This is a genomic window from Kribbella sp. NPDC051718 (assembly GCF_040681515.1).
Classification (GTDB): domain Bacteria; phylum Actinomycetota; class Actinomycetes; order Propionibacteriales; family Kribbellaceae; genus Kribbella.
Window position 1 is genome coordinate 297,185 of the sequence record NZ_JBFAYZ010000009.1, and the last position, 14,476, is coordinate 311,660.

10 protein-coding genes are annotated in these 14,476 nt (G+C 69.1%); 6 read left to right on the top strand and 4 right to left on the bottom strand.

Annotation, left to right across the window (positions count from 1 at the left end; translation table 11 throughout):
- Positions 1–50: 50 nt before the first annotated feature.
- The 3 genes from aroC to aroB are packed head-to-tail and all read left to right on the top strand — an operon-like array spanning position 51 to position 2,853.
- Complete coding sequence (gene aroC, locus AB0M15_RS31005) at positions 51–1,256, top strand: chorismate synthase (RefSeq protein ID WP_363825737.1); 1,206 nt, start codon at positions 51–53, stop codon at positions 1,254–1,256.
- A complete protein-coding gene (locus AB0M15_RS31010; protein WP_363825740.1) occupies positions 1,253–1,756 on the top strand; it encodes a shikimate kinase in 504 nt (167 codons plus the stop codon). The genes aroC and AB0M15_RS31010 overlap by 4 nt, the downstream gene beginning before the upstream one ends.
- Complete coding sequence (gene aroB, locus AB0M15_RS31015; protein ID WP_363825743.1) at positions 1,753–2,853, top strand: 3-dehydroquinate synthase; 1,101 nt, start codon at positions 1,753–1,755, stop codon at positions 2,851–2,853. Before AB0M15_RS31010 ends, aroB begins: the two co-directional genes overlap by 4 nt.
- On the opposite strand, the gene AB0M15_RS31020 is transcribed toward aroB, so the two are convergent.
- From AB0M15_RS31020 to AB0M15_RS31030, 3 genes are read right to left on the bottom strand one after another with little or no spacing between them, the layout of a single operon-like run.
- A complete protein-coding gene (locus tag AB0M15_RS31020) occupies positions 2,846–3,790 on the bottom strand; it encodes a hypothetical protein (protein WP_363825746.1) in 945 nt (314 codons plus the stop codon). The two genes, aroB and AB0M15_RS31020, sit on opposite strands and share 8 nt — an antisense overlap.
- On the bottom strand, positions 3,790–4,419 hold the full coding sequence (locus AB0M15_RS31025; RefSeq protein ID WP_363825748.1) for an RNA polymerase sigma factor: 630 nt from the start codon (positions 4,417–4,419) through the stop codon (positions 3,790–3,792). Before AB0M15_RS31025 ends, AB0M15_RS31020 begins: the two co-directional genes overlap by 1 nt.
- Before the next feature lie 19 nt (positions 4,420–4,438).
- On the bottom strand, positions 4,439–6,484 hold the full coding sequence (locus tag AB0M15_RS31030; protein WP_363825751.1) for an AAA family ATPase: 2,046 nt from the start codon (positions 6,482–6,484) through the stop codon (positions 4,439–4,441).
- A gap of 71 nt (positions 6,485–6,555) precedes the next feature.
- On the opposite strand from AB0M15_RS31030, the gene AB0M15_RS31035 reads away from it, so the two are divergent.
- The 3 genes from AB0M15_RS31035 (at position 6,556) to AB0M15_RS31045 (ending at position 8,593) form a co-directional block, all read left to right on the top strand.
- Positions 6,556–7,143: a TetR/AcrR family transcriptional regulator gene (locus tag AB0M15_RS31035; protein ID WP_363825754.1), complete on the top strand. Its 588-nt coding sequence runs from the start codon at positions 6,556–6,558 to the stop codon at positions 7,141–7,143.
- Positions 7,144–7,201: 58 nt separating this feature from the next.
- Positions 7,202–7,648 (top strand): type II 3-dehydroquinate dehydratase, encoded by a 447-nt coding sequence (aroQ, locus tag AB0M15_RS31040; RefSeq protein WP_363825757.1) that lies wholly within the window; start codon positions 7,202–7,204, stop codon positions 7,646–7,648.
- 264 nt (positions 7,649–7,912) lie between these two features.
- Positions 7,913–8,593 (top strand): response regulator transcription factor, encoded by a 681-nt coding sequence (locus AB0M15_RS31045; protein WP_363825759.1) that lies wholly within the window; start codon positions 7,913–7,915, stop codon positions 8,591–8,593.
- Between the two features lie 77 nt (positions 8,594–8,670).
- Here AB0M15_RS31045 and AB0M15_RS31050 read toward each other — a convergent pair whose 3' ends face one another.
- The gene (locus tag AB0M15_RS31050) at positions 8,671–14,382 is read right to left on the bottom strand and encodes a choice-of-anchor D domain-containing protein (RefSeq protein WP_363825763.1); all 5,712 of its coding nucleotides are present in this window, start codon (positions 14,380–14,382) and stop codon (positions 8,671–8,673) included.
- Between the last annotated feature and the right edge of the window lie 94 nt (positions 14,383–14,476).

Genomic DNA, 14,476 nt, shown 5'->3' on the forward strand with positions numbered 1-14,476 from the left:
AGCGTGAGACCGCTCCCGGCCGGTGGGTGGGCTCGTGGGAGGATTGCGGCATGTTGCGCTGGCTCACCGCCGGCGAGTCGCACGGACAAGCGCTCGTCGCCGTACTCGAAGGTCTTCCCGCAGGCGTCCAGGTCACCACGGATGACGTGGCCGACGCCCTGGCCCGTCGTCGTCTCGGCTACGGCCGTGGCGCCCGGATGAAGTTCGAGCGGGACGAGGTGACCTTTCTCGGTGGGTTCCGGCACGGACTGTCACTCGGCAGCCCGGTCGCGATCCAGGTCGGCAACACCGAGTGGCCGAAGTGGGAGCAGGTGATGGCGGCCGACCCGGTCGACCCGGACGTACTGGCCGACCTGGCCCGCAACGCGCCGCTCACCCGCCCTCGGCCCGGCCATGCGGATCTGGCCGGCATGCAGAAGTACGGGTTCGAGGAGGCCCGGCCGGTTCTCGAGCGGGCCAGTGCGCGGGAGACCGCCGCCCGGGTGGCGCTCGGTGAGGTCGCGGCCAGGTTCCTCAAGCAGGCGTACGGCGTGACGATCGTCAGCCATGTGGTCGAGCTCGGCACCGTGAAGGCGCCGTACGGCGTGATTCCGTCGTACGACGATGTCGCGCGGCTCGACGAAGACCCGGTCCGCTGCCTCGACCCGGACGCGAGCAAGCAGATGGTCGCCGAGATCGACCAGGCGCAGAAGGCCGGTGACACCCTCGGCGGCGTCGTCGAGGTGATCGTCGACGGACTCCCGCCGGGCCTCGGCAGCTACGTGCACTGGGACCGCCGGCTGGACTCCAAGCTGGCCGGCGCGCTGATGGGCATCCAGGCGATCAAGGGCGTCGAGCTCGGTGACGGCTTCGAGCTGGCCCGGACGCCGGGTTCGAAGGCGCACGACGAGATCGTCGCGGAGGGTGGCTCGGTGCGGCGTACCAGCGGCCGCTCGGGTGGTACCGAGGGCGGCATGAGCACGGGGGAGACCCTGCGGGTGCGCGCGGCGATGAAGCCGATCGCGACCGTGCCGAGGGCGTTGCGCACGATCGACACGGTCACCGGCGAGGCGGCCGCGGCCCACCACCAGCGCTCCGACGTCTGCGCCGTACCGGCCGCCGGCATCGTCGCCGAGGCGATGGTCGCCCTCGTCCTGGCCGACGTATCAGTCGAAAAGTTCGGCGGCGACTCGGTCACCGAAACCTCCCGCAACCACAAGACCTACCTGGCCGGCCTCCCCACCACCATCACCCCACGCGAGTGGAGCGCCGAGTGAGCGGTCCTGTAGTCGTCTTGGTCGGGCCACCCGGGTCAGGGAAGTCGACGATCGCCGAGCTGATCGCCGCGAAGCTCGGCAAGCAGCATCGCGACACCGACCTGGACGTCGAGAACACAGCGGGCAAGCCGATCTCCGATATTTTCGTGGACTCCGGTGAGCCTGCGTTCCGGGCGATGGAGCGGGCGGCGATCGTCACCGCGCTGACTGCCGACGACGTCGTCCTGTCGCTGGGCGGCGGTGCGATCCTCGACCCCGAGACGCGGGCTGATCTGGCCGGGCACAACGTCGTCTTCCTCGACGTCTCCGTCGGCGAGGCGGCCAAGCGGGTCGGTCTCGGTGTCGCGCGGCCGTTGCTGCTGGGCAATGTGCGGACGCAGCTGAAGAACCTGATGGACGCCCGCCGGCCGCTGTACGCCGAGGTGGCCAAGCACACGGTGAGCACCGACGGCCGGGCGCCCGAGGAGATCGCCGACGAGATCCTGGAGCACCTCGGATGACCGGCCAGACCCAGCGAATCCGGGTTGCCGCGGCGTCGCCGTACGACGTTGTCATCGGCAACAATCTGCTCGGCGAACTGCCCGGCCTGCTGGGCGACGACGTCCGCCGGGTCGCCGTCATCCACCCCCGCGCACTGCGAACCAGCGGTGACGCGATCCGCGACGACCTGGTCGCAGGCGGGTACACGGCGCACGCGATCGAGATCCCGGACGCCGAGGAGGCCAAGTCGGCCGAGGTGCTCGCGTACTGCTGGTCGGTGCTCGGCCAGGCGGGCTTCACCCGGTCCGACGCGATCGTGTCGATCGGCGGCGGGACGACGACCGACCTGGCCGGCTTCGTCGCGGCGACCTGGTTGCGTGGCGTGAAGGTGGTGCACATCCCGACGACGCTGCTCGGCATGGTCGACGCGGCCGTCGGCGGCAAGACCGGGATCAACACGGCCGAGGGCAAGAACCTGGTCGGTGCGTTCTGGGAGCCGGCCGGAGTGCTGTGCGACCTGGCCGCGCTGGAGACGCTGCCCCGCAACGATTACGTGAGCGGCCTGGCCGAGGTGGTGAAGTGTGGCTTCATCGCCGATCCGGTGATCCTCGAGTTGGTGGAGGCGGATCCGGAGGAGGCTTCGTCACCGGCGTACAAGCACACCGAGGAGCTGATCGCCCGCGCGATCCAGGTGAAGGCCGACACGGTCGGCGCGGATCTGCGCGAGAAGACGACGACCGCCGGTGGGCAGATCGGGCGCGAGGCGCTCAACTACGGGCACACCCTCGGGCACGCGATCGAGCGGGTCGAGCGGTACAAGTGGCGTCACGGCGCCGCGATCAGCATTGGGATGGTGTTCGTGGCTGAGCTCGCCCGGGCGGCGGGCAAGCTCGACGACGCGACGGCTGATCGGCATCGCGTCGTACTGGAATCGCTCGGGTTGCCGGTGAAGTACCGGGCCGACGCGTGGCCGCACCTGCAGGACGCCATGAAACTGGACAAGAAGACCAGAGCCGACCGCCTCCGCTTCGTGATCCTCGACGCCCTCGCCAAGCCCACGATCCTCGAAGCCCCCGACCCAAGCCTCCTCATCGCCGCGTACGCCGAGGTCAGTTGACCAGGTAGTCGCTGTTCTTGTACGTCCGGTTGAACGACATTCCACCGCTCCGCACGACCGTCGTGGCGCCGGTGGAACCCGGGATCTCGACCGGCCGGGCCGAGCTGTCGAGGAACTGGACGTCGAAGGTGTAGACGGCGGACTGACGGATCGGTGCCTGCATCCAGGCCTGGGTGAAGCTGATGCCGTCGACCGCCGCGCTGCTGAACCACGCCTGCGGCTTGCCGTCGACGACGATCCGCTGACGGACCCGGTGCACCGTCGCCGGGACTCGCAGCCACAAAGCGGTGGTCCACATCTTGCCCGGCAGGGCCTCCAGCATGATGCCTTCCTTCGGGCGGAAGCCGTCGTCGTAGTGCCAGCTGGAGAAACTCTCGCCCTTGGGCAGCTTGGCGAGCTCCTCAGCGGTCGGAGCGGGGCCGAAGGTGGTCGTGAAGTCCACCATCCGGAAGTCGTGGGCGGGATCAGTGCCCGGCCGGCCGACGCAGGCCGTCAGGTGGCCACCGCCCGGGGCGATGAAGTAGCCCTTCGCGGGCGTACGGCCCTCGCGAACGATGGTCCACTCGATGCCGTCTCCCCAGCCGGAGCGAACCTTCCGGGTGTGCAGCACCCGCTCGGGAGTGCCGTTCATGAAGGGACACTCGCGGAGTGCCTGCGCGATCTCGGCCTCCGACAGTGGGCCGAGGTCGAGGGAGATCTCGGTCGGGGCCGGCTTGGTTGCTGGGGTGATGGTCGGGTCGCCGGACTTCAGGGTTTGGGGGACGATCAGGATTGCGCCGACTAGCGCGGCTACCGCTGCGCAGGCGATTGCTGGAACGGCCCAGCTGGGGCGTGTCCGCTTCGGGGCTGAGCGTTCGGTCGGCGTCGCCAGGACTCGGTCGAGGATGGCCTGTTTGTTCGGCAGGGGGCGCTCGGTGGGGGGCTTGGTCGGGGTCATCACTGGCCCTCCGTCGTGTCGAGATCGATCAGGCCGGCGAGTCGGCGGCGCGCTCGCGCCAGCCGGGACTTCACGGTGCCTTCGGGTACGCCGAGGACCTGCGCCGCCTCGGCCATCGAGCATCCGGACCACGCGACCAGTTCGACGATCTCGCGCTGATCGGCCGGTACCTTCGCGAGCGCCCGGCGCAGTGCGCTCATCGCCCGCTCGTCGTCGACCTTCGCCGCGGCCAGGGCGGAGTGGTCCGGGGTCTCGGTGGAGCCGCCTAGGGTGCCGAGCCGCTGGCGCAGGGCGCTCAGCCGCCGGCTCGACCTGGCCGCGTTGGCACATTCGAACCTGGCGACGGTCAGCAGCAACGGGCGTGCGGTGCCGAAGGTCAGTTCGTCGAGCCGGCTCTCGCTGGCCCGCCGCCACACCGCGGTGAAGGTCGCCTGGACGATGTCCTCCGCGAGCGACCAGGAACTCGTCCGGCGGAACGCGAAGTTGTAGACGGCATCGCTGTACCGATGGAAGAGCTCGGTCAGGGCGAATTCGTCAGCCGACCGCAGCCGCTCCCACAGCTCCAGATCCGAACTGACCGCCTGCCCCGTACCCTCTCCCATCAGCACCCCCGCTATCGGTGTACTCATACCCGGAAGAGTCCGGCAGTCAGGCGCTGGTTCCGTCCAGCTCCGGCGGGAGGGCGCGGGAGTGCAGGACGTCCAGCCGGGATACCGCCCGGGTGAGCACAACATAGAGCCGGTTCAGGCCACGTGGCTCGGCCTCGACGATCGCGGCGGGCTCGATCACGATGACGTGGTCGTACTCCAGGCCCTTGGCCAGCGCGGCCGGGACCAGAGCGACCCGGCCGTCGCCGTCGGCCGCGATCGTGTCGATGCCGTCCTCGTGCAGCGTGGTTCTCAGGTGGTCGATCGAGTCGTCGGCGGCGATCACGCCGATCGAGCCCTCCTCCTTCAAAGCAGCCCGTACTGCCTCAGTGCACGACTTGGCGAGGTCGCTCGTCCGCTGGATCGTCAGGCGGCCGTCGGAGCGGAACGATCTGGTCGGAGGCACGTCGATGCCGAGGTGGCGGAGGAGGTGGTTGGCCAGTTCGACGACGGCGGCGGGGACGCGGTAGCCGGTGGTGAGGGCGACGACCTGACTGTCGGGCTTGCCGAGATGGGCGAGTTGCTCGGGCCAGTCGCGGGTGGCCCACGGCGTCGTGCCTTGGGCGAGGTCACCGAGCACGGTGATCGAGCCGTGTTCGCTGCGGCGGGCGATCGCGCGGCACTGCATGGGGGAGAGGTCCTGGGCCTCGTCGATGATGACGTGGCCGTAGGTCTGGCCGCGCTCGAGGAGAGCGCTCGCTTCGTCCAGCAGTACGGCGTCGGCGGTGGTCCAGAGAGCGCTCTTCGGTTTGCGGGCGCGTTTCCAGGTGATCGATGCCTGCTCGTCGTCGGTGAGGATGCCCTCGGCTGCCGTTGCTAGCGTGGCGCTGTCGCTGAGTAGTTCCGCGAGCAGTTCGTCGGCTTTGACGGCGGGCCAGACTGCATCGACGGCTGGAGTTACCGCGCGGCCCATCTTGCGCAGCCAGTTGCCGTTGCAGTTCTGGCCGCGGCCCTCGGCCTGTCGCTGGAGTGCGGCGACCAGGCGGGAGATCACACGCTCCCGGCCGAGCAAGTACGCCGTTGCCTCCTGCCGCGCGTCGTCGACCATCTGCTCGAACTCGTACTGGTTCACCCGCCACCGGTACGACGAGTCCGGCACGACCACTGCGTCCTCGGGTGGGCGGATCCGACTGTAGAGCGCTCTCCGCAGTACCTCGGCCATCCGCGGGTCGTGTTTGGTCCGTGCGGCCATGGGCTCGTCCGTACTGCGGATCGGGTGCTGCTCGTCGGTCAGCAGCTCCTCGATCGTCGTCTGCTCGACGTCCACCTCGCCAAGTGTCGGCAGCACCGCTGAGATGTAATGCAGGAACGCCCGGTTGGGCCCGAGCACGAGGACCCCGTTGCGTTGCAATCGGGCCCGGTGCACATAGAGCAGGTAGGCCGCTCGATGCAGGCCGACTGCTGTCTTGCCGGTCCCCGGAGCCCCTTGCACACACAGCGATTCATCCAGCTCGGCCCGCACGAGCAGATCCTGCTCAGGCTGGATGGTCGCCACGATGTCCCGCATCGGCCCCACCCGAGGCCGCTCGATCTCCGCCCGCAAGATCCCCGAAACCGCCCCGCCGGCTGCCGCCGCATCGCTGCCGACGTCAGCTCCGCGCCGACGGCGGGTGAGGTGTTCGTCTTCGTAGCCGGTGAGGGTGTTGGTGGACCAGCCGAAGCGGCGGCGGGTGGTGATGCCGCGGGGGTCGGTGGGGCTGGCGCGGTAGAAGGAGGTCGAGACGGGGGCTCGCCAGTCGATCACCAGGGGCGGACGGCCGATGGCGTCCGAGATGTGCCGGCGGCCGAGATAGTAGGTCTGGTTGCGATGCTCGCCCGCTGTGTCATCGCCGCCGTAGCCGATCAGGCCGAAGAACGGTGGTCCCGTGCCCTCGTCGCCGAGCTCCTGCGCCAGGCTCCTCAGGTAGTAGCCGAGCCGCTCGGCCGTATACCGATCGCCCCAAGTCAGCTCGCCGACGACCACGTTCTCCCGTGCCCCGGCGATCATCGCCTGGAGTGCGGCGCGGCAGCGCTCGGCGTACTCCCGTTCCCCGTCCAGTCCTCGCATCTGCCCACCAATTCAGAAAAGTTAACTCGGTTAATGTTTTGACCAGGTTAACACTTTGCTATCGTCAGGGCATGGCCGGACTGCGGGACCGTAAGAAGCAGCAGACGCACGACGCGCTCTCCCAGGCGGCGATCGAGCTGTTCCTCGAGCACGGCTTCGACGAGGTGTCGGTGGCCGACATCGCGGCGGCAGCGGACGTCTCCAAGCCGACCCTGTTCAAGTACTTCGCCACCAAGCAGGACCTGGCCCTGCACCGGATCGCCGATCACGCCGGCGAGGCGGCCCGCGTCGTGACCGCGTCGACGACCGACCCGGTCGAGGCCCTCCGCGACCACTTCGTCGACGGCCTGAAGCAGCGGGATCCGGTCACCGGCCTCAACGACAACCCGACAGTGCTCGCGTACTACCGGCTGATCCTCCACACGCCGGCCCTGGCGACTCGGGTGCACCAGTTCGTCGCGGCCGACCAGGCAGCGCTCGCTGAGGCGCTGGGCGGCGGCCTGACCAACGAGCTGGCGGCTGCCGACCTGATCTCGACCCAGCAGGTCCTCTCGCGCCGCAACTGGGTCGCACTTACCGGCGGCATCACCGCGGACACCCTGTACCGAACGGCCGTCGCCGAGGCGAAACAGGCCTACGGCCGGCTGCTCCGCCGATAGTGCCCAAGTCCGGAGTTCTTTCGCGGCCCGGCGGGCCCTGCGCACTACGCTGAGTCCCGTGACTGATGCAGACGGACGCCGCGTACTGGTACTGAACGGTCCGAACCTGGGCCGCCTGGGTTCCCGGGAGCCCGACGTCTACGGCGCGACGAAATTCGCCGACCTGGTCTCCGAATGCGAGAAGACCGGCGCCGAGCTGGGCCTGGAGGTAGAGGTCCGCCAGACCGACGACGAGGCGGAACTGGTCGGCTGGCTGCACGAGGCCGCGGACACCAAGACGCCGGTGGTCCTCAACCCGGCGGCCTTCACCCACTACTCCTACGCCCTCCGCGACGCCTGCGCGCAGCGGACCGCCCCGCTGATCGAGATCCACATCACCAACCCCGCGACCCGCGAGGAGTTCCGCCACACCAGCGTCGTGGCGGCAGTCGCCACCGGCACCATCGCCGGCTTCGGCCTGGACTCCTACCGGCTGGCTCTGCGCGCCCTGACCAGCCTGTCCTGAGGCCGCCCGGGGCAGATTCCGGGGGTCCGTGGACCGGGCTGGAGGGGCTGTTTCATGGGGGCGGGCGGACAAGAGATCGGCATGAGACGTCGGTGAAATGCACCCGCGTCACCCTTGGGTTTGAGTCGGGGTACCACCTGCAGCCGAAATTTAAGGCTGGCTGAAGGTCGGGGATCACGATCGGATTGACGACTTTGGGGGTTCGCCGTGACTGCGGATTCGATCCGTTCCGTTCCACAAAAACGCTCTGGGGGAGTGACGTACATGACGCAACAACGCATACCCGTCTGGGTGAAGGCCCTTGACCCGCTCTCGCAGTTCGGGTTGGTGCACGCGCTCCGGCAGCGTCCGGAGATCCAGCTGATCGGTGACGCCGAACTGGCCGAGTCGCAGCAGACGCAGTCGCAGCCGGGCAAGGCCGACCAGCGCACCACCCCGCCAGTGGTGGCTCTGGTCGCGGTCGACTCGCTGGACGGGGGTGCGGTACAGGTACTGCGCTCGGCTACTCAACGCGGCTGTCGCCGGACCGTGCTGATCGGCAGCACGATCGACGACGAGGCGCTGATGACCGCGGTCGAGCTGGGAGTGTCGGGTGTGCTCCGGCGTACCGACGCCACTGCCGACCGGATCGTGCACCTGCTCCAGGCTGCGGCTGCCGGCGATGGCAGCCTGCCGCCTGATCTGCTGGGCCGGTTGCTCGGCCAGGTGTCGCGCATGCAGCGGCACGTGCTGGCACCGCGGGGCCTGTCCCACACCGGGCTGTCCGACCGGGAGACGCAGGTACTGCGCCTCGTGGCCGACGGCAAGGACACCCAGGAGATCGCCCGGGAGCTGTCCTACTCGGAGCGGACGGTGAAGAACGTCCTGCACGACGTCACCAGCCGCCTGCAACTGAAGAACCGTTCGCACGCCGTCGCCTACGCACTGCGCGAGGGCCTCATCTAGTAGTTCCACCCACCACCGCCGGACCGGGCTCAGCCCGGTCCGGCGCTTTGCTGTTCCGCGAACCCGAACCATCGTCCTCACCACCGGAGAACGAAGTTCGGGGGCTGCGGGCCGAGCGGCATCACCAGGACCGGAGCACTCAGCACCGGTACCGGCTGAGCCGGCATGGTCGCCGTGAGGAGCCGCTGCCCGAGCACGTCCCGGCGGAACACCAATACTGCGTCCTGGAACCGCCCAGTCCGGTCAGCAACCACCTTCTGCGTCCCCAGCCCGTTCTTCCAGGCCAGTACCGCGGCCTGCCCCGGCGGGAAGTTGGTACCAGTGGCCAGCACGATCTGCCCAGGCCGAACCACCGGCGGCTCCACAACCAGCGTCGGCACCGCAGTAGCCCCCGACATCCGCACCAAAGCCGGGAACGGAGCAACAGCCCCCGTAGCAGTCGCAGACACCAGTACTGCGCCAGCCTGCGTCCCGATTGCCTGCGGCACGAACCGCACAGCGACCTGGCACGCCTGCCCAGGCAACAGCGTCCGGCAGGCAACCGCCGTGGCAGCGGTGAAGTCGCGCGCCGCAGTCATCCCACGGACGTTCAGCGGCACGTTCCCCGTGTTGGTGACGACAACCGCCTGCGGAGCACTCGCGGTCGTGAGGATCTGAGTACCGAAGACCAGCAGCTTCGGCGTCACCGTCATCGAGGCGACAGCCGCTCCAGGCTTGCCCACCCCGACGCCGCTCAGCCTCACCGTCACATCAGCCGGACTCTTCACCAGCGGATCCTGCGACCTCGGCCGGAACAGGATCGACCCGACCCGCGTCCCCGCCTTCCGGGCCACGAAGCTGACCGGGTACTCACAGGTTGCCCCCGGCATCAATGTCGTGCAGGCGGTGTCGTCCACCCCGAAGTCACCGGCCGAGGTCAACCCGGCAGCGACAGAGAGCGCGACCTGTCCCGTGTTCCGCAGCGTCACCTTCGACGCCGGTCCGGCCTTACCGACCTCTGACGATCCGAAGGCGAGCTTCCCCGGTACGACGGTGAACCCCGCGACCGGCGGCACCGTAGTACCGGTCCCGGTGAGTCCCGCCGAGACGGACGGACCAGGCAAGTACCCCTGCATGCTCGGCAGGGTGAGCAGCCCGTTGACCGGTCCCGCCACCACTGGCACGAAGCGCGCGTCGACCGTGCAGCTGTCACCCCGATGCAACGTCACCTTGCAGACACCGGTCCCAGCCGCGAACGGCGGGTCGACCTTGGTCGGACCAGCAGCCGCCGGGCCGGGCCCGAGGTTGCGGACGACCAACTCCCGCGCGCTCGACGTCTTGCCCACCTGCACGCCTCCGAAGTTCACCGACGCCGGCTCGATGACGAGCTGCGCCGGCCGGCTGCGTACATAGATGTCGTAGTTGTCGTCGGTGTCCGTGGTGACGAGCTGCGAGTTCGACGCGAAGGCGGTGAAGGCGCCGTCCGAGCTGAGCGAAGGCGCCTCGCTGCTGCCTTCCTCCGGTACTGCGCCGTCGGCCGTCAGCGAGACACGTTCGCTGAACCGTTCGCCCTGGCCGCTGAAATCGGGACCGAGCTCGCGCACGAAGATCGCGCTCCCTCGGTTGCCCGGGTCGGTGACCAGATCGTCGGAGTCGGAGGTGAAGCCCACCGCTGCTCCGTCGTCGGAGATCGACGGATCCCAGCTCCAGCCCTCACCTGGCGTGGAAGGCTTACCCGCAACGGCCGAGACGAGCACGGTCCTGCCCGACGGGATGTCGCGAGCCCACACCTCACTCGGGTGATAGAGCGCAGCCGCCTTGGGGACCGCTCTCTCCTGTGGCGCGGCCGACTCGGAACGGGCAGCGAAGCCGGCGTTCTCGTAGCCGTCGGTGGCGAAGGCAATCCGGCTGCCATCCGCCGACAAGGACGCGGCGAAGGCGGAGTCCGGCCCGACCTGGCCATCGGCCAACTGCGACACGAGAACGGTCTTCCCCTCCCGCAGATCCCGCCGATAGATCTGATCGGTATAGCCATCGGCGGGCCGATCGATGGCCGCCGCCGACGAGAAGGCCAGGTACCGGCCGTCCGCCGAGAGCGACGGCTCGATCCCGTCGACGACATCGCCGGCATCGTTGCGGCTGGCGATCTGTGGCGGACCGGCGTACGTCGCGTCGCCGGCCGTGTCTGCGCGGGTCACGACGACGTCCTGGTTGCCGGTGCCGGAGAAGCGGTAGAACTGCCGGCCTTCATCGCCGTACGTCACCAGCGAAGCGATCGAAACGTCCACAGCACCAGGCCGGAACCCAACATAGGCGGTGCACCCGGTGTTCGCGGGCAGCGTCTCGCCGGCGACACAAGGCTTGGGCCGATCCGGGTCGGGCTTGGCCGGCTGCACCAGCTCGAAGTCGCAGCCGGAGTCGTAGTAGATGGTCTGCTCGGCCGCCTGCGGGGCGACCGCGAGGCCGAGGTACGTGACCTCGCCGACCGATACGTCGTAGCTCGCCAGCGGATTGCCCGCATTCGTCTCGCGCGAGGTCAGGTACGGCTCGGTGGCCGGCGCCGGGATCGGCGTACAGGCGGCGGCGCGGGGCGACTTGGCCGCGACCTTGAGGCAGCTGCCGTTGCCGATCAGGTTGATCGCGGTCTGGGCGTCCGGCGTCGTGCCGTTCAGCCGCAGTACCGCGATGTTCTTGCCGAACGAGCAGGCCGAGTAGCGGACGTCGATCGTGCAGGTCCCGTCCTTGGCCACCGCCCCGGTGCAGGTGGTCGCCGGGATCGTGAAGTTGCTCTCCGGGTCGATCACCGGCGGCCCGCTGAACCGGACAGCGCGATTCGCGCCGACCGTCACCGTCAACGTGTCGGACTGCTGACCGAAGTCAAGCACCGAGTCGAGCTGGACCGGGTTCTGCTGCTCCGGCTCGTCGACCGTGAGGTTCAGTGCGGGCGAGTGCGGATCCAGGCTGGCCGAGACGGCGATCGTCTTGCCATCGGCCGACAACGCCGGGCGGCACTGGCGCTCACGCGAATTGTCCGAGTTGTCGTCGACATCGCGGCGACCGCAGTACCCCGGCCGCTGGTAGCGCAGGTCGGTCTCGGTGCCCGTGACCGGATGCGTTCCGGCCTTGGTGGAGACCACGGCGCCTTCGTGCCCGTCGTCCTCCGCGTTGTAGGCGACCCGGCTCCCGTCGGCGGAGCTGGACGGTGGCCCGACCAGATCGTGCTGGCCGAACCCGTTGATCTGCTTCGTCGCCTGGTCCCGGACGTTGATCTCGGTCGGGTACGCCTCAGAGTTGTCGGCGCTCGTCCGGTACGCGACGAACTGCCCGTTGTCGCTGATCGCCGGGTCGAGGTGCCGCCCGTCGTTCGTCGACACATGCGAGGTCTCACCGGTACTCCGGGCATCACTGGTACCGCGTCCGGTCAGCTGGGGATTGAGTACGACCCCGTTGCCGAACACGTAGAAGTCGTCGGACCGCGGACCGACCGACTTGGGCCGGAACTCGATCAGGTAGGAGCAGCTCTGTTCCGGCCGGAGCGCCTTGCCGGTGCACTGGTCACCGGCCAGCACGAAGTCACTGTGCAGGGTGTCCGGCTTGTCCAGCTGGATCGCGGTCAGGCCGGTGTTCGTCACCGTGAGCGCCTTGGTGCCGCTCGACGTACCGACCGGCACCGAGCCGAACTCGAGAGGGTCCGGGGCGATCGTCGCGCTGCTGTCACGAGTCGCGTGGTACACGTCGGGATCGGGTACGTCGTCGTTGAGCTGATCGTCGTCGTGCAACAGATCCATGCTCCAGAAGGCCACCTGCGTACCGTCCTGGTTGACGCTCGGGTACCCGTCGCCCTTCGTGCTGCCGAGTCCGTCGGGCCGGACCGAGATCAGCTCGTTCGTCCCCTTCCCACCGGCGAAGTCCTTGGTCAGGTCGCGGGCGATGATTCGCGATCCGGCGAGGTCACCCACGCCGAGGTTGGACGCGCCCGAGAGGTAGACGACTGTGTAGCCGTCACCGGACAGCTGCGGTTTGCCCGACCACTGGCTTCCGGCCCCGCCGTCGGGACCGGAGGAGGCCAGGACGGTTCGCCCGGCGACACGGTCGCGGACGTAGACCTGACCGATCTCGTCGTCGGTGCCGAAGGCGACCCGGGTGCCGTCGTCGGACACCGACGCGTCCGACGCGGATGCCGGCAACTGGCCATCCGGCCGCTGCGAGGACAGTACGGTCTGTCCGGGCTTGTACGTACCGTTGCCATCGGCATCGGTGTCGTGCAGGTAGACCTGGGTGTGCCGGGGAGTACTGGCCGGATCCTCCTCCGGCCAGCCGAGCGGCGTCGACGAGGAGAACCCGATCCAGCGGCCGTCCGCCGAGACACTGGGTCCAGTGCCATCCATCGGAACGTTGCCGTTGACGCTGACGAGTTGGGCCGGGCCGAAGTTGCCGGCCGCCCCCGGATCGCGCCAGGCGGCAACTGCTCGCCGGGTGGCGTGACCGGTGATCCGGTAGCTCATGCTTCCGGTGTCGATGGTGCCGAGGAACGGCCCCACCTCGGGAACCTGGTACTCGACGTACGCGGTGCAGTTGGTCTCGGGTGCGATCGGCTCGTTCGGGTGGCAACTCGTCGCGGGGTCCGCGCCGGCGGGCAGGACGAGCTTGAGCTGACAGCCGGGGGATTGGAGTAAGGGGATCCGCGGGGCCGTCGTGTGGTTGCCGATGTTCAGCGCCGTGATGCCCAGCTCGCCGGCAGGTACCCCGCCGAGGACGAGGAAGGGCTGGGGGTGACCTTCGCTGGACCATGGATCGTCGCCGACCGGCAGGTCCCACTTGTACTGGCTCGGCCCGCTGCAGTCCGCCGCGACAGCCCGCGCTTGTGGCCGGAGTGTCTCCAGCGCCGGGCAGTCGCCGTAGTCGAGCAGACTGATCGCCGTCTGACCGCCGCTGGTGGTCGCGGGCAGCCGCAGCACGCCTCGGGATTCTTCGTCGCACCCGAGACCGGTGGAGTGGACCGTGACGGTGCAGGTGCCGCCGCTCGGCAAGGTGTTGGCGCAGGTGGTGGCGGCGACCGTGAAGCCGGGTCCTTCGATCGTCGGACCGGTCTCGGGGTAGACGATCGGCACCGGGCCGTTGTTGGTGACGGTGAGGGTCTCCTTCCGGCCGGCGGGGCCGTAGAAGATGTCCATCATCGGCGCGTAGCCGCGATCGGTGTGCAGGTCCAGTTCACCGATCCTGAGGCCGAGCCGTGGCGCGTCGACGGACTGCTCGACCGGCGCGACCAGCGTGCGGCCGTCGCGGGACAGCTTCGGCTCGCAGCCTTCGTTGTCGGCGTCGCCGTTGTTGATCGTGCAGCGGACCATCCGTTGGTACAGCAGGTCGTTCGCGCCGCCGGTGACCTGCTTGACCTTCGGGGCGGCCGGGTCGCGCCGGTCGACCACGTAGATGTCCGGGTCCTTCGGGTTCTCCTGGGTTCCACCGGCGACGTCACCGATGAAGCTGACCAGCGAGGCGTCGCCTGACAGGGACGGCGTACCGGCCTGGGTGTCGCCGGTGGGCAGCTCGGCCGGGTTCTTCTCGGTGTAGTCGCCGAGCAGGATCCGCAGGTTGCCGCCCTGGTTGGACTGGTAGGCGACGGTCCTGCCGTCGCTGCTGATCGCCGACCGGTAGGCGCTACCGGTGGTGGTCTTCTGCGAGACCAGGTCGATCACCGGCTTCTCCTGGGCGGCCGACGCGTCCCGGCCGAAGGTGAACGCGGCGAGGCCTGCCGTCAGCAGGGCAGCGGCAGTGACGATCGCGGTCGGGACACGCGGTATACGGCTCACGCCGACCAGCAAACCGTTTGTGGCGGTCTCGCTGGCAGAGCGCGCCGCGCCGCCTGCAGGGCAGCAGTGCCTGCCCGACCGCGCAATGTGCGCA

What these genes read in the sequence shown, in the direction of transcription:
- aroC (WP_363825737.1), top strand. Translation starts at nt 51, where the DNA reads ATGTTGCGCTGGCTCACCGCCGGCGAGTCGCACGGACAAGCGCTCGTC.
- aroB (WP_363825743.1), top strand. Translation starts at nt 1,753, where the DNA reads ATGACCGGCCAGACCCAGCGAATCCGGGTTGCCGCGGCGTCGCCGTAC.
- AB0M15_RS31020 (WP_363825746.1), bottom strand. Translation starts at nt 3,790, where the DNA reads ATGACCCCGACCAAGCCCCCCACCGAGCGCCCCCTGCCGAACAAACAG.
- AB0M15_RS31025 (WP_363825748.1), bottom strand. Translation starts at nt 4,419, where the DNA reads ATGAGTACACCGATAGCGGGGGTGCTGATGGGAGAGGGTACGGGGCAG.
- AB0M15_RS31030 (WP_363825751.1), bottom strand. Translation starts at nt 6,484, where the DNA reads ATGCGAGGACTGGACGGGGAACGGGAGTACGCCGAGCGCTGCCGCGCC.
- AB0M15_RS31035 (WP_363825754.1), top strand. Translation starts at nt 6,556, where the DNA reads ATGGCCGGACTGCGGGACCGTAAGAAGCAGCAGACGCACGACGCGCTC.
- AB0M15_RS31045 (WP_363825759.1), top strand. Translation starts at nt 7,913, where the DNA reads ATGACGCAACAACGCATACCCGTCTGGGTGAAGGCCCTTGACCCGCTC.